The organism is Klebsiella electrica, from assembly GCF_006711645.1.
Lineage (GTDB): Bacteria > Pseudomonadota > Gammaproteobacteria > Enterobacterales > Enterobacteriaceae > Klebsiella > Klebsiella electrica.
In genome coordinates this window covers 1,551,950-1,574,593 of record NZ_CP041247.1, presented here as the reverse complement: position 1 = coordinate 1,574,593, position 22,644 = coordinate 1,551,950, and the positions used below count along the sequence as shown (strand labels likewise).

General features: G+C 56.9%; 20 protein-coding genes, 1 tRNA gene and 1 pseudogene. 9 read left to right on the top strand and 13 right to left on the bottom strand.

Annotation, left to right across the window (positions count from 1 at the left end; genetic code table 11):
• Window positions 1–2 precede the first annotated feature (2 nt).
• From Electrica_RS07575 to rsuA, 3 genes are all read right to left on the bottom strand, one after another.
• The gene (locus Electrica_RS07575) at window positions 3–347 is read right to left on the bottom strand and encodes a YejG family protein (RefSeq protein WP_004864837.1); all 345 of its coding nucleotides are present in this window, start codon (window positions 345–347) and stop codon (window positions 3–5) included.
• A 333-nt stretch (window positions 348–680) separates the two neighbouring features.
• Window positions 681–1,877, bottom strand: a complete 1,197-nt coding sequence (locus Electrica_RS07565) for a Bcr/CflA family multidrug efflux MFS transporter (protein WP_141964141.1) — start codon at window positions 1,875–1,877, stop codon at window positions 681–683.
• Window positions 1,874–2,593 carry a 16S rRNA pseudouridine(516) synthase RsuA gene (rsuA, locus tag Electrica_RS07560; RefSeq protein WP_100682725.1) on the bottom strand — a complete coding sequence of 240 codons (720 nt, stop codon included), beginning with the start codon at window positions 2,591–2,593 and terminating at the stop codon, window positions 1,874–1,876. Before rsuA ends, Electrica_RS07565 begins: the two co-directional genes overlap by 4 nt.
• Window positions 2,594–2,740: 147 nt before the next feature.
• On the opposite strand from rsuA, the gene Electrica_RS07555 reads away from it, so the two are divergent.
• Together Electrica_RS07555 and rplY are read left to right on the top strand one after the other, a co-directional pair.
• Window positions 2,741–4,498, top strand: coding sequence for a DEAD/DEAH box helicase (locus Electrica_RS07555; protein ID WP_141964139.1), 1,758 nt, complete (start codon window positions 2,741–2,743; stop codon window positions 4,496–4,498).
• A 137-nt stretch (window positions 4,499–4,635) separates the two neighbouring features.
• Window positions 4,636–4,920, top strand: a complete 285-nt coding sequence (gene rplY, locus Electrica_RS07550; RefSeq protein WP_100682727.1) for a 50S ribosomal protein L25 — start codon at window positions 4,636–4,638, stop codon at window positions 4,918–4,920.
• 56 nt (window positions 4,921–4,976) lie between these two features.
• Here rplY and Electrica_RS28795 read toward each other — a convergent pair.
• Both Electrica_RS28795 and Electrica_RS07540 read right to left on the bottom strand, forming a co-directional pair.
• Window positions 4,977–5,126: pseudogene (locus Electrica_RS28795) on the bottom strand (LysR family transcriptional regulator); the annotation flags it as partial.
• A 32-nt stretch (window positions 5,127–5,158) separates the two neighbouring features.
• Complete coding sequence (locus Electrica_RS07540) at window positions 5,159–5,779, bottom strand: NUDIX domain-containing protein (protein WP_141964137.1); 621 nt, start codon at window positions 5,777–5,779, stop codon at window positions 5,159–5,161.
• An 81-nt stretch (window positions 5,780–5,860) separates the two neighbouring features.
• On the opposite strand from Electrica_RS07540, the gene Electrica_RS07535 reads away from it, so the two are divergent.
• Window positions 5,861–6,625 (top strand): DeoR/GlpR family DNA-binding transcription regulator, encoded by a 765-nt coding sequence (locus Electrica_RS07535; RefSeq protein ID WP_141964135.1) that lies wholly within the window; start codon window positions 5,861–5,863, stop codon window positions 6,623–6,625.
• Window positions 6,626–6,688: 63 nt separating this feature from the next.
• On the opposite strand, the gene yejK is transcribed toward Electrica_RS07535, so the two are convergent.
• Window positions 6,689–7,696 (bottom strand): nucleoid-associated protein YejK, encoded by a 1,008-nt coding sequence (gene yejK, locus Electrica_RS07530; protein WP_141964133.1) that lies wholly within the window; start codon window positions 7,694–7,696, stop codon window positions 6,689–6,691.
• Between the two features lie 189 nt (window positions 7,697–7,885).
• Between yejK and Electrica_RS07525 the strand changes: the two genes are divergently transcribed.
• From Electrica_RS07525 to eco, 5 genes are all read left to right on the top strand, one after another.
• Window positions 7,886–8,113, top strand: a complete 228-nt coding sequence (locus Electrica_RS07525) for a YejL family protein (RefSeq protein ID WP_015583825.1) — start codon at window positions 7,886–7,888, stop codon at window positions 8,111–8,113.
• A gap of 19 nt (window positions 8,114–8,132) precedes the next feature.
• Window positions 8,133–9,893: an LPS biosynthesis-modulating metalloenzyme YejM gene (gene yejM, locus Electrica_RS07520; protein WP_131048186.1), complete on the top strand. Its 1,761-nt coding sequence runs from the start codon at window positions 8,133–8,135 to the stop codon at window positions 9,891–9,893.
• A gap of 77 nt (window positions 9,894–9,970) precedes the next feature.
• A tRNA-Pro gene (locus tag Electrica_RS07515) sits at window positions 9,971–10,047 on the top strand.
• Between the two features lie 238 nt (window positions 10,048–10,285).
• Window positions 10,286–11,395 (top strand): AI-2E family transporter, encoded by a 1,110-nt coding sequence (locus tag Electrica_RS07510; RefSeq protein ID WP_141964131.1) that lies wholly within the window; start codon window positions 10,286–10,288, stop codon window positions 11,393–11,395.
• Between the two features lie 211 nt (window positions 11,396–11,606).
• Window positions 11,607–12,098, top strand: coding sequence for a serine protease inhibitor ecotin (gene eco / locus Electrica_RS07505; RefSeq protein ID WP_100682733.1), 492 nt, complete (start codon window positions 11,607–11,609; stop codon window positions 12,096–12,098).
• A 56-nt stretch (window positions 12,099–12,154) separates the two neighbouring features.
• On the opposite strand, the gene mqo is transcribed toward eco, so the two are convergent.
• On the bottom strand, window positions 12,155–13,786 hold the full coding sequence (mqo, locus tag Electrica_RS07500; RefSeq protein ID WP_131048189.1) for a malate dehydrogenase (quinone): 1,632 nt from the start codon (window positions 13,784–13,786) through the stop codon (window positions 12,155–12,157).
• A 273-nt stretch (window positions 13,787–14,059) separates the two neighbouring features.
• On the opposite strand from mqo, the gene Electrica_RS07495 reads away from it, so the two are divergent.
• Window positions 14,060–15,307 carry a SulP family inorganic anion transporter gene (locus Electrica_RS07495; RefSeq protein ID WP_141964129.1) on the top strand — a complete coding sequence of 416 codons (1,248 nt, stop codon included), beginning with the start codon at window positions 14,060–14,062 and terminating at the stop codon, window positions 15,305–15,307.
• Here the strand turns inward: Electrica_RS07495 and mgtE are convergent.
• From mgtE to Electrica_RS07465, 6 genes are all read right to left on the bottom strand, one after another.
• Window positions 15,270–16,706 carry a magnesium transporter gene (gene mgtE / locus Electrica_RS07490; RefSeq protein WP_100682736.1) on the bottom strand — a complete coding sequence of 479 codons (1,437 nt, stop codon included), beginning with the start codon at window positions 16,704–16,706 and terminating at the stop codon, window positions 15,270–15,272. The genes Electrica_RS07495 and mgtE overlap by 38 nt on opposite strands.
• Before the next feature lie 141 nt (window positions 16,707–16,847).
• The gene (locus Electrica_RS07485) at window positions 16,848–18,491 is read right to left on the bottom strand and encodes a multidrug ABC transporter permease/ATP-binding protein (RefSeq protein ID WP_141964127.1); all 1,644 of its coding nucleotides are present in this window, start codon (window positions 18,489–18,491) and stop codon (window positions 16,848–16,850) included.
• A gap of 75 nt (window positions 18,492–18,566) precedes the next feature.
• On the bottom strand, window positions 18,567–19,217 hold the full coding sequence (gene alkB, locus Electrica_RS07480) for a DNA oxidative demethylase AlkB (RefSeq protein ID WP_141964125.1): 651 nt from the start codon (window positions 19,215–19,217) through the stop codon (window positions 18,567–18,569).
• Window positions 19,217–20,281, bottom strand: a complete 1,065-nt coding sequence (gene ada / locus Electrica_RS07475) for a bifunctional DNA-binding transcriptional regulator/O6-methylguanine-DNA methyltransferase Ada (RefSeq protein WP_142255855.1) — start codon at window positions 20,279–20,281, stop codon at window positions 19,217–19,219. Before ada ends, alkB begins: the two co-directional genes overlap by 1 nt.
• A gap of 72 nt (window positions 20,282–20,353) precedes the next feature.
• A complete protein-coding gene (apbE, locus tag Electrica_RS07470; protein WP_141964124.1) occupies window positions 20,354–21,406 on the bottom strand; it encodes an FAD:protein FMN transferase ApbE in 1,053 nt (350 codons plus the stop codon).
• A 102-nt stretch (window positions 21,407–21,508) separates the two neighbouring features.
• Window positions 21,509–22,603: a porin OmpC gene (locus tag Electrica_RS07465; RefSeq protein WP_141964122.1), complete on the bottom strand. Its 1,095-nt coding sequence runs from the start codon at window positions 22,601–22,603 to the stop codon at window positions 21,509–21,511.
• Between the last annotated feature and the right edge of the window lie 41 nt (window positions 22,604–22,644).

Genomic DNA, 22,644 nt, shown 5'->3' with positions numbered 1-22,644 from the left:
GGTCAGAATGGGTTGTGGCCAGAGAACGGTTCGGCAATCGCCACGCCGAAATTTTTCAGTCGACAGGTTGCCGCAAACTCGTCCTGCAAATTGACAAACAGGCACGGCTCCCCTTCACACTCAACGATGGAGCAATCGACTTCGATGTCGCTGAGGGCCTGGCTGAGCTTATGCATCACCGGCCACGCTTTCTCCCCGTCCGGGCTGAGCAGCTTCAGCGCAACGAGGCTGTTTTCACTCTCGGCGCCGTTTTGTGGAATCGGTTCAACTCTTGAACCCGCAAACCCGGCCAGCCAGCGATAGCTCTGCGGCAGACGGTGTACGATAGAGAGTTGCTGTGTATTCACTTAGTTTCCCCGGAAGCAAAATGCTTCACAATAAATTTACATCAATACTAACACATCGTTGACAAATAGTCCTGCATCAGCATAGAAAACGTTTACACCCGCATCGCGTCAGGGTTAACGACTGATAATCCAGAACCTTATTGTTTCTCTGCGCAAGCAGATCGGGGCTATATGTACCCGTTTCTGTGATCCAAAACAACTTTTTTATCGCAACAATGCGACTTTTTACACTATTTGATTTTACATAAAAGAAACAAATTACAGAACCGGGAAGCCCATCGCGGTTGATGTGCGTCAAAAAAGGGGCGGAAATCGCCCCTTCAGGAAGGTCTTTTAGCGAGCGATTTTTCGCCGTCGGCTGGCGTAGAGAGAGAAAAGGATGGAGCTGCTGGCGCAAAATGCGATCGAAATCAGCATCGGCCAGGCGGTCGTAAAGGTAGCCATGGACAGCAGCGCGCCAATAATCGCCCCGATGCCAAAGCGGAAGGTCCCCGCCAGCGATGAAGCGGTGCCCGCCATATGGGGAAACTCATCCAGAATGACCGCCATCGCGTTGGAGGAGACCATCGAAACGCAGCCAACAAAGGCGGCAACGCCGACCACCAGCGCCCAGAATCCGACATCCAGCAGCGCGCAGACCACCATCCATATCGCCATCACAAACTGAATCCACAGCCCGGCGCGGAACATATTCAGCGCGCCGATCCGGCGGACAAAACGGCTGTTAATGATGGTCATGATGAACAAGAAGGCAATATTCAGCGCAAAATAGTAACCAAAGTGCTGCGGCGAAACGTGGTTGATATTGATATAGACAAACGGCCCGGCGCTCAGGAATGAGAACATCCCGGCAAAGCTGAAGCCGCTCGCCAGCATATAGCTCAGCACCCGCTTATGGCGGAACAAGGTGGCAAAGTTACCCAGCGTAGTGCGCAGGCTAAACTTTTGCCGCCGTTCAACCGGCAGCGTTTCGCTGATGAAAAAAGCGATCATCGCGGAGGCCAGCAGCGCCGCCAGCGCAAGGATCCAGAAGATCGCATGCCAGCTGAACCATACCAGCACCGCGCCCCCCACCATCGGCGCAACCAGCGGCGCGATAGTGGTGACCAGCATGACAAACGACATCATGCGCGAAAACTCCTCTTTCGGATAGATATCGCGCATCAGGGCGTTGATGACCACGCTCGCCGCCGCGGCCGCCAGACCGTGGAAGAAGCGCATGGTAATCAGCATGTCGATAGTCTGCGACAGCGCACAGGCCACCGCAGCCGCGGCAAAAATCAGCGTTCCCCCGAGGATCACCGGCTTACGCCCAATGCTGTCCGCCATCGGGCCATACAGCAACTGGCCGAAAGCAAAGCCCAGAATATAGGTACTGAGCGTCATCTGCGCACTGCCGTCCGGCACATTAAACTGCGCCGAAATCACCGGCAGCGCCGGGAGATACATATCTATCGACAGTGGCATCAACATGGCCAGCAGGCCAAGAATAAACACAATCCCCAGTGAAGAATTCTGCTTTGCCGTCACGTTTTACTCCGCGCATGCTGGAGGCCAACGCTGGCTATCTCATCTTCCGTCAGCGGGCGGTACTCGCCAGGCTCCAGAGATTCATCCAGCATGATGTCGCCAATACGTTCACGATGCAGGCCGACGACGTGGTTACCCACCGCCGCGAACATGCGTTTCACCTGATGGTAGCGCCCTTCGCTTATCGTTAAGCGAACTTCCGTTGGCGTCAGCACTTCCAGGCGCGCAGGTTTCGTCAGATCTTTTTCATTATGCAGCTGAACGCCTGTAGCAAACTGTTCAGCCGTTTGCTCATCCACCGGGTTTTCGAGGGTCACCAGATAAGTTTTCTCGCAGTGATGGCGCGGAGAAGTAATGCGGTGCGACCACTGCCCGTCATCGGTCATCAGCACCAGTCCGGTGGTGTCGATATCCAGTCGACCTGCGGCATGCAGCTTATGCGCGACCGGGACATCGAGGAAATAGAGAATCGTTGGATGATCCGGATCGTCCGTGGAGCAAACGTACCCCTGCGGCTTGTTGAGCATAAAGTAGCGCGGGCCGTTCTGCTGGGTCAGCGTATTGCCGTCATACTCCACGTCGTGCTCTGGCTGGAGCTTAAACGACGCATCTTTGACGATTTCGCCGTCGACAAGAACGCGGCTGCTGCGGATTTCACGCCCGGCAATAGCCCGACTGACGCCAAGTTGCTGAGCGATAAACTTATCAAGTCGCATGAGATTTTTTTAGCCTGTAATAATGCTGGAGCGGGCAAACGCCCGAAAAAGAAGAAGTTCGCTGGCTAGTATAACGGGCTCTTAACGCCACTCAAGGGAAAAGATTCGTGGCATACTATTTGCGAGTTAATCAACACCAGTATAGCCATGACTTTTACATTACGTCCCTACCAAAAAGAGGCCGTCGACGCCACGCTCGCCTGGTTTCGTCGCCATCAGGAACCTGCCGCCATCGTCCTGCCGACCGGCGCGGGCAAAAGCCTGGTCATCGCCGAGCTGGCGCGTCTGGCGCGTGGCCGCGTTCTGGTGCTGGCGCACGTTAAGGAGCTGGTGGCGCAAAACCACGCCAAGTATTGTGCGCTTGGGCTGGAGGCGGATATTTTTGCCGCTGGCCTGAAACGCAAAGAGAGCCACGGCAAGGTGGTCTTCGGTAGCGTGCAATCGGTCGCCCGTAATCTTGAACAGTTTCAGGCCGAGTTTTCACTGCTGATTATCGATGAATGCCACCGTATCAGCGATGATGATGACAGCCAGTATCAGCAAATTATCAGCCATTTGCAGCAGGTTAACCCGCAGTTGCGCCTGCTCGGATTGACCGCCACGCCGTTCCGCCTCGGCAAGGGCTGGATCTACCAGTTTCATTATCACGGCATGGTTCGCGGCGATGACAAGGCGTTGTTTCGTGACTGTATTTACGAGCTACCGCTGCGCTATATGATTAAGCACGGATATCTGACGCCTCCGGAGCGGCTGGATATGCCGGTCGTGCAGTACGATTTCAGCCGCCTTCAGCCGCAGAGCAACGGTCTGTTTAGCGAAGCCGACCTCAATCATGAGCTGAAAAAGCAGCAGCGCATTACGCCGCATATCGTCAGCCAGGTCGTCGAGTTTGCCCAAACGCGTAAAGGCGTGATGATTTTCGCCTCCACGGTAGAGCACGCGCGGGAAATTACCGGCCTGCTGCCCGCCGGCGACGCAGAGCTCATTACCGGCGAAACGCCCGGTCCACAGCGCGATCGCCTCATCGAAGCCTTTAAAGCGCAGCGGTACCGTTATCTGGTGAACGTCGCGGTTCTCACCACCGGATTTGATGCCCCGCATGTCGATCTGATAGCCATCCTGCGTCCCACGGAGTCGGTCAGCCTTTATCAGCAAATTGTCGGCCGCGGCCTGCGTCTGGCGCCGGGGAAAACCGACTGCCTGATTCTCGACTATGCCGGAAATCCTCACGATCTCTACGCACCGGAGGTGGGCTCGCCGAAGGGCAAAAGCGATAACGTCCCCGTACAGGTCTTCTGCCCGGCCTGTGGCTTTGCCAATACCTTCTGGGGAAAAACCACCGCCGACGGCACGCTGATTGAACACTTCGGCCGCCGCTGCCAGGGCTGGTTTGACGATGACGATGGTCACCGCGAACAGTGCGATTTTCGTTTTCGTTTTAAACACTGTCCGCAGTGCAATGCGGAAAATGATATTGCCGCCCGCCGCTGCCGCGAGTGCGACACCATTCTGGTCGACCCCGATGATATGCTCAAGGCCGCGCTGAAGCTCAAAGATGCCCTGGTGCTGCGCTGTAGCGGCATGGACCTGCAGCACGGTGCCGACGATAAAGGCCCGTGGCTGAAAATCACCTATTACGATGAGGACGGCGCTGATGTCAGCGAACGCTTCCGCCTGCAGACGCCGGCCCAGCGCACCGCGTTTGAGCAGCTGTTTATCCGCCCGCATACCCGCACGCCGGGCGTGCCGCTGCGCTGGATTACCCCTGCCGATATCCTTGCCCAGCGGGTCCTGCTGCGCCACCCGGACTTTGTCGTCGCACGCATGAAAGGGCAATACTGGCAGGTCCGTGAAAAAATCTTCGACTATCAGGGCCGCTTTCGCCGGGCCAACGAACTGCGTTAATCGCCACCGCGCCTGAGGTTTTCATTGCCGTCAACGCCATAGGTGGATATAATGCCGCCCGCTTTTGCATTCGCAAAGCAGAAAATCTGCCTGTTGCTGGGTCGCCTGTAGCAGGATTTAAATATAGAGAGACATCAATGTTTACTATCGACGCAGAAGTACGTAAAGAGCAGGGTAAGGGTGCGAGCCGCCGCCTGCGCGCAGCTAACAAGTTCCCGGCTATCGTTTACGGTGGCGAAGCGGCTCCGGTTGCTATCGAACTGGATCACGACAAACTGTGGAACCTGCAGGACAAAGCTGAATTCTACAGCGAAGTTCTGACCATCGTTGTTGATGGCAAAGAAGAGAAAGTAAAAGTTCAGGCTGTTCAGCGTCACGCTTACAAGCCGAAACTGTCTCACATCGACTTCGTTCGCGCTTAATCGCGATAGCAAGTTGAGTGGCAAACGCCCCGGCCCGCAAGGTCCGGGGCGTTTTGTTATGCGTTCCGCTCCCACAGCAGAGGCGCAAAATCAATCCCCTCTCCCGGCGTCGGGTGCTTGTTCATTCCCGGCTGCCACAACATCACCATTGTGATATTCAGCCCCTGGGTACCGACTTCGGTTGCGATCTCCTCTACCCCTTCCCAGCCGTGTACAGCGCCATCGCCCGCAAACTGCGCTAAGCGTTATCGCGCCTTGCGTCATCCGGGGCAAGGCGCGGCGACACCGTGAGCGCCAGGTGTTGCAGTAGCATAATGGTTTTGGCATCCACAATTTCCCCTTCGCGAATCGCTTGTAACGCCCGGGCCAGCGGCCACTCCAGTACTTCGATATCCTCCCCTTCCGCCGCCAGCCCACCGCCTTCGTTCCGCCGGTCATCCGCCGAATATTCGGCAATGAAAAAGTAGAGCTTTTCCGTTACCGAACCGGGGCTCATATAGGCGGTAAAAACCGGTTCAATGCCGGTGACGCGAAAGCCGGTCTCTTCTTCCGCCTCGGCGATAATGCGCTCTTCCGGCGATGCATTATCCAGCAGTCCGGCGGCCGCTTCGATCAAAAAGCCATTATGACCGTTAATCCACACCGGAAAACGAAACTGGCGAATAAGCACGACGGTTTGCTGTATCCGGTTATAGAGCAGAATCACCGCGCCGTTGCCGCGATCGTAGGCCTCACGGCTCTGCTCCTGCCAACGGCCGTCCCGTCGCAGCAATTCAAAAGTGTATTTTTTTAACGTATACCAGTTGTCGGACAGCAGCGTTTCACGCACGTGGCGAACGCGAGGGGTATCACTGGACATATTTTTCTCCTGATGAGATGACAGCGGCCACGATAACATGCAAAATAACGCATAAACAAGATAAAGCGTGAAGGTAAAAATATGCTTGCCAGCCAACGAAAACAGCAAATACTGCAGATTCTCGCCGTCGAAAAACAGGTTATGTCCGGCGAGCTAAGCCAGCGGTTTAACGTCTCTGAAGACTCGATTCGCCGGGATTTACGCGAGCTGGCGGGGGAAGGTAAACTGCAGCGGGTCCACGGCGGCGCGCTGCCGGTTTCGGCGGCCATCGCGCCAATCGAAACAAGAAAAAACGTGCAAATCGCCTCGAAGCAGGCCATTGCCCGCCGGGCAGCGGCGCTGATCCAGCCGGGACAGGTGGTGATTATCGACGGCGGGACCACGACAGAAGAAATGGTCCGCTCTCTGCCGGCTGATTTGGCCTGTACCGTCGTGACCCACAGCCCCGGTATTGCCGTCGCGCTGGTGGAGCGGCCTTTGATTGAAGTCATTCTTATCGGCGGGCGGCTGTTTAAACACTCGGTGGTCGCCGTCGGCGCCAGCGCGCTGGAAGGTATTGCGCGGATCAATGCCGATCTGTTTTTTATGGGCGTTACCGGAGTGCACGACCGCGCCGGTTTCACGACCGGCGATTATGAAGAGGCGGCTATCAAGCGGGCGCTCGCCGCGCGGGCAGCGGAAACCATTGTGATGGCGTCGCAGGAAAAACTGAACTCGGCGTCGGCGTTTGCCATCGGCGAGTTAAGCCTTGCCAGTACCCTGATTATCGATGGTGTGCTCGATGAGGCCCTGCAGGCGAAGCTGACTCAGCATGGGATCGAAACGATCCGCGCTGATGCAGAGTAGGAACGCCGCGGGCCGCAGAAGGCACGGGCAGCAGCCCCGACATTCAGCGGGGCTGGCGGAGAATCAGCTACCGCCGGAGGTCCGACGCTGCAGCTGATCGCGCAGGTTGGGCGGCGTGCCTTTGATGGTCAGCGTATCCGTTGCCGGATCCCAGAACACCCGCTCACCCAGCAGCATGGCATCAAAGTTGATCGTTAACCCGCCGCCGCTGCCGGCAAACTTGGTCAACTGACGCAGCGTACTGCGATCCGCCGGGAAGCTCTCTTCCAGCTCATACCCCTGTTCAGCGGTAAACTGCTGGAAACTCTTCTCGCTGACGCCGGCCAGCTCTTTGGATAAAGATTCCAGTTCAATCTCTTCTCCCGCCTGCAGCTGCTCGTTGCAATAAGCGTATACCTGCTGACGAACGTTCTGCCGCTCGGACTTATCGAGCTGAGCATCGGAGGCAAAATCATCGACCGCCTGCAGCAGGCCACGGTTCTGCGCTTTGGCGTTCAGCCCTTCGCTGGCGCCGAGGAAGTCCATAAAGAAATCGGCCACTTTACGTCCGACCCGGCCTTTGAGGAAGGTCAGGTAGCGGGTTGACTCCGAATTGGTTTCCCATTCCGTCAGGTCAATGCGCGCCACAATATCGGCATGATTGATATCCAGATAGTGGGTCGAGCTGATATCCAGATCTTCGTTAACGCGCATACTGCTCAGGTTGTTGAGTACCGCCACCAGCAAATACTCTACCGCCAGATAACGATACTGACAGAACAGAACGATACCGCCTTCTGCGAAAGGATATTTCGCCAGTTCGTCACGCAGACGGCCGGTTGCCGCCCGGCTGAACGGGAGAAAGTCTTCTTCGCCCTGGCGCTGCTGGCGAAGGGCCTGCGCCAGCTCGCTCTCTTCGTTAAACAGACCGTAGGCTTTGTTTTTAGCGCTGTAGACACGATGCAGCTCGGCCATCATTTCCACGACCGGCGCATTCGGCTCCAGTAAGGAATCGCGCAGCACCAGCTCGAGGTTTTGTTCATCACGTTTAATTAACTGATGCAGGGCAATCTGGTCGATATCCAGACTCATGTTAAACTCTCCTTTTAGACCGGCCGGTATTCAACCACCGCCGGGACGGCGACGCAACTGCCGCGTGACTCTTCGAGCGCCTGAGACTCGCGATCGTGCACGCTTTTGCGCCGTGGCGAAAAAATGCGGAAAAAAAGCTTCTGCTACGGTAATATGTTGCCCTTTCACGAACAAACAGATTTTGAGTTTATGCCGCAATTATCCCGCTATAGTGATGAACACGTCGAACAGCTGCTCAGCGAGCTGACCAACGTGCTGGAAACACACAAAGCCCCCGTTGACCTTTCACTGATGGTGCTGGGCAATATGGTGACTAACCTGATCAATAGTAGCGTCGCGCCGGCGCAGCGTCAGGCGATCGCCCGTTCTTTTGCCCAGGCTCTACAGTCTTCAATCAACGACGATCCGGCGCACTAAGGATAACCAACAACTGTATATGGTGACTCTTCGTCAGCCCTACCGAGAAAAAATCTCCCAGATGGTCAGCTGGGGGCACTGGTTCGCCCTGTTCAACATGTTGTTGGCCATGGTGCTCGGCAGCCGCTATCTTTTTGTCGCCGACTGGCCCACGACTCTGGGCGGACGTATTTTCTCGTACGTCAGCCTCGTGGGTCACTTCAGTTTCCTGGTGTTTACCAGCTATGTCCTGATTCTGTTCCCGCTGACCTTTATCGTCATATCGCAGCGCTTGATGCGCTTCCTGTCGGTCATTCTGGCGACCGCGGGCATGACGCTGCTGCTGATCGATAGCGAAGTTTTTACCCGTTTCCACCTGCATCTTAACCCGATTGTCTGGGAACTGGTCATCAACCCTGACCAGAATGAGATGGCGCGCGACTGGCAACTGATGTTTATCAGCGTGCCGATTATCTTCCTGCTGGAAATGCTGTTTGCGACCTGGAGCTGGCAGAAGCTGCGCAGCCTGACGCGTCGCCGTCACTACGCCCGGCCTGTCGCCTGGTTCTTCTTCCTCTCTTTTATTAGCAGCCACCTGATTTATATCTGGGCGGATGCGAATTTCTATCGCCCGATCACCATGCAACGGGCGAACCTGCCGCTCTCCTATCCGATGACGGCTCGCCGTTTCCTTGAGAAACATGGCCTGCTCGACGCCCAGGATTACCAGCGGCGTCTGATGGAACAGGGGGCGCCGGAAGCCGTCTCCGTTGAGTACCCCCTGAGCACCCTGCGCTATCGCGATCTGGGGGCTGGCTACAACGTTCTGCTCATCACCGTCGATAACCTGAACTATTCGCGGTTTGAGAAAAATATGCCGGAACTGGCCCGTTTCGCGCAAGAGAACGTCAACTTTACCCAGCATATGAGCTCCGGCAACACCACCGATAACGGTATGTTTGGCCTGTTCTACGGGATTTCGCCGGGCTATATGGATGGCGTGCTCTCTGCCCGCATTCCGGCAGCGTTGATTACGGCCTTTAACCAGCAGGGATATCAGCTGGGACTGTTCTCCTCCGATGGCTTCAGCAGCCCGCTCTATCGCCAGGCGCTGCTGTCCGATTTCTCGCTGCCCAATGAGAAAACGCAGAGCGATGAGCAAACGGCGGACCAATGGATTGGCTGGCTCAATCGCTATGCTCAGGATGAAAACCGCTGGTTCTCGTGGATTTCGCTGAACGGCACCACATTGGACGACAGTCAGCAGCAAAATTTCGCGCGGCGCTACAGCCGTGCGGCGGGAGATGTTGATAACCAGATCGGCCGGGTGCTGAGCGCTCTGAACGAGGCCGGAAAACTGGATAATACGGTGGTGATTATCACCGCCGCTCACGGGATGCCGTTGAATCCGCAGAACGGTGAATTTGACTGGTCCCGGGAGCAACTGCAGGTTCCTCTGGTTATTCACTGGCCTGGCATTCCGGCGCAGAACATCGCGACGCTGACCAGCAACAAAGATGTGATGACGACGCTGATGCAGCGCCTGCTGCACGTCTCCACGCCCGCCAACGAATATTCTCAGGGCGAAGACCTGTTCAGCCCCGTGCGCCGCCGGGCCTGGGTAACGGCAGCCAACGGCGATACGCTGGCGGTCACGTCGTCAGAGGCGACCGTGGTGCTGAACCACAACGGCACCTACAGCACCTGGGACAGCGACGGTAAGAAAATCGATAACCGCAAACCTCAGCTCAGCCTGCTGCTGCAGATCCTGACTGACGAAAAACGCTTTATCGCTAACTGATTGATTAATTATGAATCAATCAGCCGTTCCCCGGCTTGCATTCGGTTGGGGAACGGGTAATATTGTCCTCCATACGTCGGCACGTAGCGCAGCCTGGTAGCGCACCGTCATGGGGTGTCGGGGGTCGGAGGTTCAAATCCTCTCGTGCCGACCAAATCATTCACCGGTAAGTTTCGTTAACGACCGGTAACCCCACAAAAACCCGCACTCTCTCTGAGTTTGCGGTTTTTTTGTTGCCTGAATCCCGCCGCCGCAATGGTCGCGGGCCGCGGCCAAATCCATTTTTATCCCGCTTTCTGCGCTTGTGATGAACAAACTCCGACCTTATTGATTGTAAATCGGTGAATAGCTTCTATTATTCGTCGTACTTGCCTGACACCGGAACGATTAATATGAGAGTTAATGGACTTACGAAGGGATTTTTTATCCTGATTTTGCTGATGGTCAGCCTCGCCTTTTTTAATGTTCTTTCCCCTTATTATTCAGCCATACTGTGGGCCGCGATTCTGTCGGTCATCTTTAACCCGGTGAAGAACAAATTGCGTGCTCGCCTCGGTGAGCGCAATGGCCTGGCATCGCTATTGACCGTCGTGATTATCTGCCTGATTGTCTTCACCCCGCTGGCGATCATCATTTCATCGCTGGCGATTGAGCTAAACCTGGTGTACACCCGGCTGCAGCATAACGACACCCAGTTTCCCGTGGTGGTGGCAAACCTGTTTGCCCATCTGCCGGAGTGGGCCAGAAGCTTTCTCTCCGAGCATAACCTTGACAGCGCAGAGCAGATTCAGAAACAGCTCTCTGACGCCGCCCTCAAAGGCGGACAATATCTGGCCGGCAGCGCGTTCCTGATTGGTAAAGGGACTTTCGGCTTTACCGTTAGCTTCGGCATCATGCTCTATCTGCTGTTTTTCCTGCTCAAGGATGGCCCCTATCTGGTTATGCTCATCCTTGAGTCTCTGCCGCTGTCTAACTACGTTAAGCAGCATCTGTTTGCCAAATTTGCCGCCGTATCACGAGCCACCGTAAAAGGGACCGTCGCCGTCGCCGTCGCGCAGGGCACACTCGGCGGTATCGCGTTTTCTATCGCCGGCCTCGACGGCAGCATTTTGTGGGGCGCCATCATGGCGTTCCTGTCGCTGATTCCGGCGATCGGTTCGGCCATTGTCTGGGTGCCGGCCGCCATCTTCCTGTTTGCCACCGATCAGCTCTGGCAGGGGGCGTTTATCGTCGGCTTCTTCGTGGTGGTGATAGGCCTGGTGGATAACATTCTGCGCCCGCTGCTGGTGGGCAAAGACACCAAAATGCCGGACTATCTGATTTTAATTTCCACCCTCGGCGGCATGGAGATTTACGGTATCAATGGCTTTGTTATCGGCCCGCTGATCGCCGCCCTGTTTATCGCCTGCTGGAATCTGCTATCGGGCCGCGAACACGCTGGCAATACCGACGAAATAAATGAAGAGTTCATCGAGGAAGGCAAAATCAGTCGCGATGAATGAGCACCGGGGGAAGCCTTAGCTTCCCCCTGGCGGATGGCCAAAGAACCTTTCGCTCATAGAGTAAAAGCAGATAGTGAATACTTGCAAACACAATATCAAATCCAGTGAATACGACCAGGATATATGAAAATAATGGTAAATTATTCTTACCATTCTGCAAAAGGGTGTTAGTCTTTGGTCGTTAAAGATCGATAACAAAGGATGATGAATCGTGAAGAAAATCGCTACGCTTGCTGTTTCTCTGCTGGCCGTTGCCGGTGTATCCACCAGCGCGCTGGCCGCTGAACAACCTCTGGAAAAGATCGCCCCCTATCCGCAGGCGGAAAAAGGCATGAAGCGTCAGGTGATTCAGCTGCCGCAGCAGCAGGACGAATCCGCATTTAAAGTCGAGCTGATGATCGGCCAGACCCTGGAGGTTGACTGCAACCACCATCGCCTTGGCGGCCAACTGGAAAGCAAAACGCTGGAAGGCTGGGGCTACGATTACTACGTGTTTGACAAAGTGACCGGACCGGTTTCGACCATGATGGCCTGCCCGGACGGCAAAAAAGAGCGTAAATTCGTGCTGGCAGGATTAGGTGATGATGCGATGCTGCGCTACAACAGCAAGCTGCCAATCGTGGTCTACACGCCAGATAACGTCGAAGTGAAATACCGTATCTGGAAAGCCGGCGAAACCATCGGCAATGCCGTTGAACGCTAAGGCATAACAATCACCATCCGGCGGCATCAGCCGCCGGATATCGTGCTACCGCGCAATTACAGCGCAATATCCGCCATAGGTTTATCGCCAGACAGCGGCTTGAGCTGTGCAAGCGGGACCTGATCAACCATCGTGACTGGCTCGTAATGCAGTTGCAGTACTTCACTGGTCCACGCCAGCGCCTGTTCAATCGCCGCCGGGTTACCATCCAGACGCAGGCCGTAGGACGGGATGATCTCTTTCAGTTTCGCCTGCCAGGCGGGCGACTGAACTTTCTCTTTAAAGACCTTCTCCATCAGCTGCAGCATGATAGGCGCTGCCGTCGAGGCTCCTGGAGACGCCCCCAGCAGCGCGGCAACGGTCCCTTCATCATCGCTGACGACTTCGGTGCCCAGACGCAGTACGCCCTTCTTACCGTTGCGTTTGATAATCTGCACGCGCTGACCGGCCTGCCACAAGCGCCAGTCTTCTTTATTCGCTTCCGGATAGTATTCGCGTAGCGCCTCGTGACGATCGTTATCTTTCTGCATCACCTGACTAATCAGGTATTTCACCAGGTCGAAGTTATCCAGACCGACATTGAGCATCGGCAGAATATTCGAGGTGTTGGTTGATGCCAGCAGATCCCACAGCGAACCGTTTTTCAGGAAGCGGGTCGAGAAGGTGGCGAATGGCCCGAACAGTACCACCCGCTTGCCATCGATAATCCGCGTATCGATATGCGGGACCGACATCGGCGGCGCGCCCACTTCAGCCTGACCATAAACTTTCGCCAGATGATGGTTAACCACCTCCGGGTTTTCACACACCAGGAACTGACCGCCCACCGGGAAGCCCGCGTACTCTTTCGCCTGAGGAATACCGGTTTCCTGCAACAGCGTCAGCGCGGCTCCACCGGCGCCAATAAAGATAAATTTGGCTTTAATCACCCGCTTCTGGCGACGATTATCGGCATCGGCCAGGGTGACCGTCCAGCTCTTGTCCGCGTTGCGCTTAAAGCGACGCACGACGGTACCAAGCTGCAAAGAGAAGTTATCGTGGGTCTGCAGTCCGGCAATCAGCTGACGGGTGATTTCCCCGTAGTTGACGTCGGTCCCGACTTCGGTGCGGGTCGCGGCCACTTTTTGCTGCGGATCGCGCCCTTCCATCACCAGCGGCGCCCACTCTTTGATCTGCTGATGATCTTCAGAATAGCGAATCCCGCGGAACAGCTCACTTTGCTGCAGCGCCGCATAACGCGCGCGCAGGAAATTCACATTGTCTTCGCCCCACACAAAACTCATGTGCGGTACGCTGTTAATAAACGATTTCGGCTTACTGAGTATGCCGCGTGTCACCTGGTGCGCCCAAAATTGCCGCGAGATTTGGAAGGATTCGTTGATATCGACCGCTTTATCGATGTTAATCCCGCTGGCGGTTTGCGGCGTGTAGTTCAGCTCCATCAAAGCCGCATGGCCGGTACCCGCATTGTTCCAGCCGTTCGAGCTCTCTTCTGCCACGCTCGACATCTGCTCGACCATGGTAATAGACCAGTCCGGCTCAAGTTCCTGAAGCCAGGTTCCCAACGTGGCGCTCATGATGCCGCCGCCGATCAACAATACATCCGTCTCTTGCTCATGGCGGGTGTTGGTCCGAGGTGTATTTGAACCAACCGCCGGTGAGCTGGGTACGGCCATCTTTTTCTTCATTGGATTTGAGCCTTACTTTACTCGCTTTTTATTTAGCGCAGGTGAAACGATTATCAAGAATCAAGGTAACACCGAAGATCAAAAAATTAAATATTGTTTAAATTTTAAGTTGAGTTTTGAGATCCGTTATAAAAATGTTTAATAAATGTGTACGTCAAATCATATTTTGTACTGGTATATGCCCCGTCCACGCGCTATCATCCCCTGTTTTGTGACAGACCGCACACAAGCTCAGGCTCGTGGCTCCGGCTTTTATCTACCAGCGAAACGCGTATGCATCAGGCCCCCAACCACACCCCACCCGCTTCAAACGGCGCGCCTCGCCACGTATTACGCTCGCCGTCACTGCTGGCCCGCGAAACGCTGGCTGGCGTCCTCACCGCGCTGGCCCTGATTCCAGAGGTTATCTCCTTCTCGGTGATTGCCGGGGTGGATCCGAAAGTCAGCCTGATTGCGTCCGTCGTGCTCTGTCTGGCGATGTCGGTGCTCGGCGGCAGACCGGCCATGGTCACCGCGGCGGCGGGGTCGGTGGCGCTGGTGATTGGTCCGATGGTGCATCAGCACGGCGTCGGGTATATCCTGCCCGCTGTCATTCTGGCTGGCATTATTCAAATTTTGTTTGGGTTGTGCGGCATGGCCCGGCTGATGCGCTTTATTCCTCAATCGGTGATGACCGGTTTTGTGAATGCGCTGGGGATACTGATCTTCTTTGCCCAGGTGCCGCATTTCTGGAGCAGCCAGCCGCTGATCCTCGGCCTGTTTGTACTGACGCTGCTGATTGTGCTGTGGGCGCCGCGCTATATCAAAGCCATCCCTTCGCCGCTGATCGCCATCATCCTGCTGACGCTGTTTACCGTCACCACCGGCCAGCTGTTGCCCACCGTTGGTGATGCAGGCAGCATGAGCGGCGGGCTGCCTGGGCTGACCGCTCTGCTGGTACCGCTCGATCTGCACACGCTGAACATTATCTGGCCCTGCGCGTTGAGTATCGCCTTCGTTGGGCTGCTGGAATCGCTGCTGACGGCGAAACTCGTGGATGATCTGACCCACACGCCATCCAGCAAAGCGCGCGAGAGTACCGGACTGGGCATTGCCAATATTCTCGCCGGACTCTACGGCGGCATCGCCGGCTGCGCGATGATCGGGCAGACCATCGTTAACGTCGAAATGGGCAAGGGCCGAAGTCGCGTCTCAACCGTTGCGGCAGGCCTCGTCCTGCTGCTGCTGGTGACCGCGCTGAGTGACGTGATGGCGAAAATTCCGATGGTGGTGCTGGCCGCAGTGATGGTTATCGTGGCGGCCAGGACCTTCAGCTGGCATAGCGTTCGTCCGACGGAAGTGGCGCGTCATCCGTGGCCGGAAACGCTGGTCATGCTGGCGACCGTCGCCGCGACGGTCGGGACCAGCAATCTGGCTATTGGCGTTCTGGCCGGGCTGGTGGTGATGGCGCTGATTCCTCGCCGCCTGCGCAACAGACCGGCGCTTACATCAGAAATATCGTCGCCAGACCGAGAAAAATAAAGAAACCGCCGGTGTCGGTGATAGCGGTGATCATCACGCTGGAGCCGACCGCCGGATCGCGCCCCAGTTTGACCATCACCATCGGGATGATCACCCCCATCATCGCGGCCATCAGCAGATTCAGCATCATCGCCAGCGTCATCACGCCACCCAGCTGCGGGTCCTGATACAACCACCAGGTGATCGCCCCCATGATCCCGCCCCATACCAGACCGTTAATCAACGCGACGCCCATTTCACGCATGATCAGAAATGAAAAGCTGCCGGGCTGGATGTGCTGTAACGCCATCGCGCGCACGATCATAGTGATCGTCTGATTGCCGGTGTTGCCGCCGATCCCGGCGACGATCGGCATCAGCGAGGCCAGCGCCACCAGCTGTGAAATGGTGTGTTCAAAGCCGTCTATCACTCGCGAGGCGATAAAGGCGGTGCACAGATTGACCGCCAGCCACGCCCAACGGGTCTTCACCGCTTTACTGACCGGAGCAAAGACATCTTCTTCGCTGCTCAGGCCGCCCATGCCGCGCAGATCGCTGTCCGTCTCTTCATAGACGACGTCAACAATCTCATCGATGGTCAGACGCCCCATCAGCTTCCCTTCCGCGTCAATCACCGCGGCGCTGATCAGGTCGTCACGTTCAAAGGTACGCGCCACCTTTTCGGCCTCTTCGTGCGGCTGGAACGTCACCGGGTCCCCTTCCATGACGTCGCCGACCCGTTTTTGCGCATCATTGAGCAGAATCGTTTGCAGCTGGAGTTCACCCAGCAGGAGCTTATTGCGGGTGGTCACAAACAGCTTATCGGTGTTCTCCGGCATTTTGCCCAGCCGCCGCAGGTAGCGCTGTACCGCCGCCAGCGTCATTTCCGGGCGCACGACAATCACTTCGAACTCCATGATTGCCCCGACGGTATTATCGGCGTAGCGCATCATCTGGCGGACGCGCGCGCGCTTATCCGGCGGCATCGTCGCCAGCAGGCGTCCGGTCAGGTTGCGCGGCAGGTGCTGAACCAGATAGACCTGTTCGTCAATATCCAGGGTTTGCAGGGCATCGAGCAGCTCGTGGTCGCTCATCTTATCGATGAGATCGCCCCAGACGTTTTCCGATGCCTCGAGCAACACCTCGCCGCGTTTATCATTGCTGACCAGCTGCCAGAGCGCATTACGCCCGTCGTACGGCAGCGCTTCGAGGGCATCGGCGAGGTCCGGCGGCGGCAGGTGGGAGACCAGCACCTCGACCTCCGCCAGATCGTCAGCCAGCGTGCCGTCGTCATAGCGTTCAGCCAGCGTTAATTTTCCCAGCAGCGCCGAGGTCACGGCTTTATCGGTGGCCAGTAGCCAGATCAGGCGGGCGCGCTCTTCATCACGTAATCTGGCGCTTTTTTTATGCGAAACGGACATCGGTCAGGCAATCCTTTTGAGAACATGTGGCAGGCCAGGAGCCATAAGCATAGCGCGGGGAGGGAGAAAAATAACCGTCGCTCCGTTCAGGCGGCGGAAAAATCAACAATCGCGCCGCCGGTGAGCCGACGACGCGCTCAATCAGGCGGTACGGGCCACCGCATCCCGGGTCGCCAGCTCGCGCTCTTCTCCCGTCAGCTCCGTCAACTGGCCGCTGCGCATCTCCAGCAGGCGGTCGGCATGCTGGAAATAATGATCGTCATGGCTAATGGCGAAAACGGTTTTCCCCATTTGCTGCATCAGCGGCAGCAGCAGCTGGTAAAACTCGCGACGAAAATGCGGGTCCTGATCCGCCGCCCACTCGTCAAGCAGGATGATATCCCGCTCCTCCGCCAGCGCCAGCAGCAGCGCAACGCGTTTTTTCTGCCCTTTCGACAGCTTCAAATCGACAATCCGGCCGTTATCCAGCTGCAGCTTATGCGTCATTTTCAGGTAACCCATCCACTGGCCGACCAGCGCGGGATCTGCCGCTTTGCCGCCGGGCCCCAGCAGCCTGTCGAACAGCCAGACATCGGTAAAGACTGCCGAAAAAAGCTGGCGGTACTCTTCGGGCTTATCCGCCGCCAGGGGCTGACCATCGAGCAGAATCTGCCCGCAGGCTGGTTGGTACAACCCGGTCAGCAACATCGCCAGCGTCGATTTACCGCTGCCGTTGCCGCCAATTAAAAACACCAGCTCGCCGCGCTGCAGGGTCAGATTAATCGGCCCGACGGCAAAGCTGTTATCCGGATAGTGGAAGCAGACGTCGCGCAGTTCCAGGGTCTGCCAGCGTGGATGTGGTTCCGGCCGAGGGAAGTCGGCGCGATAGACTGCCAGAGAGAAAGTGTTCAGCTTGTTGAACGCCACCTGGGCGCTGAGCAACGTCGGCAGCGCTCCGACCGCCGACAGCAGCGGCGTGCGCAGGAACAACAGGGTCAGCGAGTAGGTCGCCGCCACCGCGGTATTCGCCCAGCCGAGGCTGTTTGCCATCCAGAACACCAGTCCGATGGCCCCCAGCATCATAATATTCGACCAGTTCACCGCGCTGAGATGGAACGTATCGGCGCGGATAATATGGTGACGATATTCGCGGGCATCCGGCAGATAAAGCTGATTAAACACGTATTCCGCGCGTTCCCGGTTAAGGGTTAACTCTTTGCGCCCCTCCAGCACCGTCTGGTAGTCGTGGTACAGCTTGTCTTCCGTTTCCCGCAGTGTCGCCATATGCCTGTAGACGCGAGCCACCAGCACAAACCCGCCCCAGATGGTCAGCGCCATCCACAGCGCGGTGACCATCATCATTTTGCCCGACAGCCACGCCAGATAGGCGGCGGAACCAAAGGTCAGGATAATCCCCTGCACCAGCTCCGGCAGGCGCACAAAAGCGATGGTGATATTGCGAATGTCGCTGGTTAAGCCGGCAAGTAGCGACGCGCTGCCGCTCTTCTCGACCTTTTCGATTTGGCTATCAAGGATGCGCTTGATAAATTCGCCGCGCAGGCGGAAGACAAAATGGTGTCCCAGCGTGGTCAGGGCCAGTTGGGAACTCAGCGTCACGACCATCAGCAGCAGCAATAAACCGAGAAACTCCGGCAGCACCGCCAGCGAGGTATCGACCACGGTCATCAGACGCAGATTAATAAAGGCGATAAGCCCGATTCCCAGCGCCGCGCTGAGCAGACTCAGGGCCATGACGGAGATAAACGGCCAGCGATACTGGCGCCAGACAAGCAGCACAAGTTCCATAACACACAATCCGGGCAAGCAAAACAGCCAGCAGTTTAAACGGCTCGCCCATGACATCAAGAATAATTCTTATTTTTATTCTCTGCCGCCAGCCAGACGGAAGGTGAGATTGTAACGACAGGCGCCGGTTTGCGGATGGTCGCCCTCTTTCAGCGGTTGGATACCGTGGTAAAACAGGCGTGATTCCCCGCCCCAGACCACCACATCGCCATGCTCCAGCAGCACGCGCTGCAGCGGATCGTTGCGCCGCAGACCGCCAAACTGGAACACGGCGGGCAGCCCCAGCGACACTGAAACGATAGGCGCCCGCAGATCGCGTTCATCTTTATCCTGATGTAGCGATAGCTTGGCCCCCGGCAGGTAGCGGTTGATCAGACAGGCGTCGGGGGCAAAATGAGGATAGCCGCCGGCAGACGCCGCTTCCGCCGCCAGTTCGCGAAAGATCGCCGGCATCGGCGGCCAGGCCTCGCTGGTTAGCGGATCGTCAGGGGCATAGAGGTAGCCGTGCATATCGGTGGTCCAGCCAAGTCTGCCGCAGTTGGTCATCGCCACCGACATGGTATAACCTCCCGGCGTCACCATTTGCCGAAACGGCGAACGGCTGGCGACCTGCTTTATCGCCTGCAGCAACGCCGCCGCGCGCGGGTGGGCGAAACGCCGCAGAATGGTGGCCCCCGGCGCCAGCGGCTCCTGCCAGGGGGGCATATCGGCAAATAAATCGAGCATCACTTCTCCTCGGTTTGCGCTTCCCGGGCCAACAATTGCGCTTTGCGGGCCGTTCCCCAGCGGTAGCCTGAGAGCGCCCCGCCCTCGCGGACGACCCGATGACACGGGATAACCATTGCCAGTTTATTGGCCGCGCAGGCGCCTGCCACGGCTCTGACCGCACGGGGTTGACCAATGCTCTGCGCGACCTGACGATAGCTGCGGGTTTCTCCTGCCGGGATCTGGCGCAACGCCTGCCAGACTCGCAGCTGAAACGCGGTGCCGCGCAGATCCAGCGGCAGATTAATGGCCTGGCGAGGATCGTCCAGATGGGCGAAAACCTGGGAGACCCGCAGGCAAAAATGCGCATCCCCCGACAGAAGCCGGGCGTGAGGGAAGAGACGGGATAACGCATCAAGCAACGCCGCATCCTCTTCCCCCGGTAAAACGGCGCAGACCCCCCGTTCACTTTCCGCGACCAGACAGCGGCCGACCGCGCAGTCGCCGACGGTATAGATAATGTCGGTATCCTCACCGCCGCGGCGAAACTGGCGGGCGGTCATCCCAAGCGCGGCATCCGCCTGGCGATAATAGCTGCTGCCTCCGGGGAAGCCTGCGGCCAACACGGCGGGCGTCACTTTTTCACCCTGCCCCAGCGCTTCGCGCAAACGTCGCGCGCGCCAGGCCTGTTGCCAGGCTTTCGGTGTCATGCCGGTGACGGATTTGAACAAACGGTGAAAATGAAAGGGGCTGACCGCCAGCTCCTGCGCCAGCGTCTCAAGGGTCACCGGCGATTCCTGTTCCAGCAGGCGACAGGCTCGAGTGACTTTGTCCACCTTCTGCTGCTGCGGATCGCTTTTATCCGGCTGGCAGCGCTTACAGGGACGAAAGCCATCGGCGATAGCTGCCTCAACGCCGGGGTAAAAGCGAACATTCTCCCGCAGCGCTCGCCGCGAACGGCAGGACGGGCGGCAGCAGATGCCGGTGGTCAGGACGGCAAAGACAAACTGACCATCGGCTCGCGCATCACGATCGCATACCGCCTGCCAGCGGCGATCGTCGGTATCAGCAATTATCGGTTTCATCATGGGCTCCTGCTTTAAGTGTATCGTCAGTCTGAATCAGCGCCCGATGAAAAAAACCCGAAATCTTGCGGTTTAATTCTTTTCGCCGACGAGGAAAGTGCGGAACTGCGGCGACATCCAGGTTTTAAACCCGTCGCCCTCTTTAACGATCATGTAGACCGCCAGCCCCTGTTTGCGCACCACTTCCTGCGCTCTTTCCGGCCCCAGCACCATCAGGCCGGTATCCCAGCCATCGGCTTCCAGCGCCGTCGGGGCGATGACCGTGACCGAGACCAGTTTATGATCGATAGGCCGGCCGGTTTGCGGATCGATAACGTGGGAAATACGTTTGCCGTCCAGCTCATAATAGTTGCGGTAGCTGCCGGAGGTGCTGATTCCATGCCCGTTGATATCCACAATCGCCTGTACGGCATTTTCGCGATCGGTTGGTTTCTGGATGGCCACTCGCCACGGCTGCCCGTCGGCATTCATCCCCCGGCTGACCAACGCTCCGCCGACCGAAACCAGGTAACGGGAAATCCCCTCCTGCTCCATCAGACGAGCCAGATGATCGGCGGCATAGCCTTCGCCAACGGTAGAGAGATCGACAAACAGATCCGGGATGTCTTTTTGCAGATATTGCCGATCCGCATGGTTAATGACCGTCAGATGCTGGAGCCCGGTGCGCGCTTTCGCGGCGGCAATCTGCTGAGGATCCGGCGTTTTAACCGGTTGCCTGGCGGGGCCAAATCCCCAGAGATTCACCAGCGGCCCCACCGTAATATCCATGGCGCCCGCGGTTTTTGCGCCGATACGCAGCGACAGGGTGACAATATCGGCCATCGCCTCGCTGACCGGCCACGGCTCGGTCGTGGCGGCATGGTTAAAGCGCATCAGCGCAGAATCGTTTTTCCAGGTGGAGAGCAGGCGATCGTCGGCATCAAGCTGCGCCTGCACCTTCCGTCGCAGCGCCTCGGCTTTGCCTTCATCCATGCCAATGACGCTGACCCGCCAGAATGTGCCCATCGTCTTACCATCGAGTACCGTCGCGGCGCTCTTTGGCGTAGTGGGGGTCGTGGCTGAATCGCAGCCGGAAAGCAGTACGCAGACGCTGAACAGCGCGCTGCGGAAAAAAGTGATATCCATAAAATCAGGTTCCTCTTGCTAAGGCAGCAAGATTACACCAGCGAGGTTAAACCGGGCATAAAAAAAGGCGCCAGAGGCGCCTTTTTCAAGACTTCAGCGTGCTTAGAACTGGTAAACCAGGCCCAGAGCAACCACGTTGTCGGTAGAGATACCGGCGCTACGAGTGAAGTTGTTGTCGTCCAGCAGGTTGATTTTGTAATCAACATAGGTGGACATGTTTTTGTTGAAGTAGTAGGTCGCGCCAACATCAACATATTTCAGGAGATCCTGGTCGCCGAAGCCTTCCAGATCCTTACCTTTAGACTGCAGGTAAGCCACGGACGGACGCAGACCGAAATCGAACTGGTACTGTGCAGCGACTTCGAAGTTCTGTGCTTTGTTAGCAAAGCCCAAGGAGCCAGCGCGGGTTGCGTTGTAGGTCTGGGTGTACTGAGTCGCCAGGTAGATGTTGTTCGCGTCGTATTTCAGGCCGCCGGTGTAGGTTTCAGCATTGTCGCCTTTACCCAGCAGGCCAGCTGCGTTCTGATCGTCAGTACGTTTAGAGTGACCGTATGCGAAACCAGCGCTGATGCCGTCCCAGATGTTATAAGTGACAGAAGTACCGAAACCGTCGCCGTTTTGTTTGCTCCAGCCACGGCCGTTGTTGGTCGCGCCTTCGCCGCTGACGCTGCCGTTTTTACCCTGGTACTGCAGAGCAAAGTTCAGGCCGTCAACCAGACCGAAGAAGTCAGAGTTACGGTAGGTTGCAACACCGTTAGCACGGGACTGCAGGAAGTTGTCGGAACCGTAGGTGTCGCCGCCGAATTCCGGCAGAACGTCGGTCCAGGAAGTGACGTCGTAAACAACGCCGTAGTTACGACCGTAGTCGAAAGAGCCCGCGTCGCCGAATTTCAGACCTGCGAATGCCAGACGAGTCCATGCCTGATTGCTGGAGCTTTCAGTGTTGTTCGCCTGAACGTTGTATTCCCACTGGCCGTAGCCGGTCAGCTGGTTATTGATCTGAGTTTCGCCTTTAACGCCTAAACGCATGTAGGTCTGGTCGCCGTCAACGCTCTTGTCGTCAGAGAAATAGTGCAGACCGTCGATTTTGCCGTACAGATCTAATTTGTTGCCATCTTTGTTATAAATTTCAGCCGCATTTGCTGCGCCTGCTACCAGCAGAGCCGGTACCAGGAGGGACAGTACTTTAACTTTCATGTTATTAACCCTCTGTTTGTTATATGCCTTTTATTATTGCC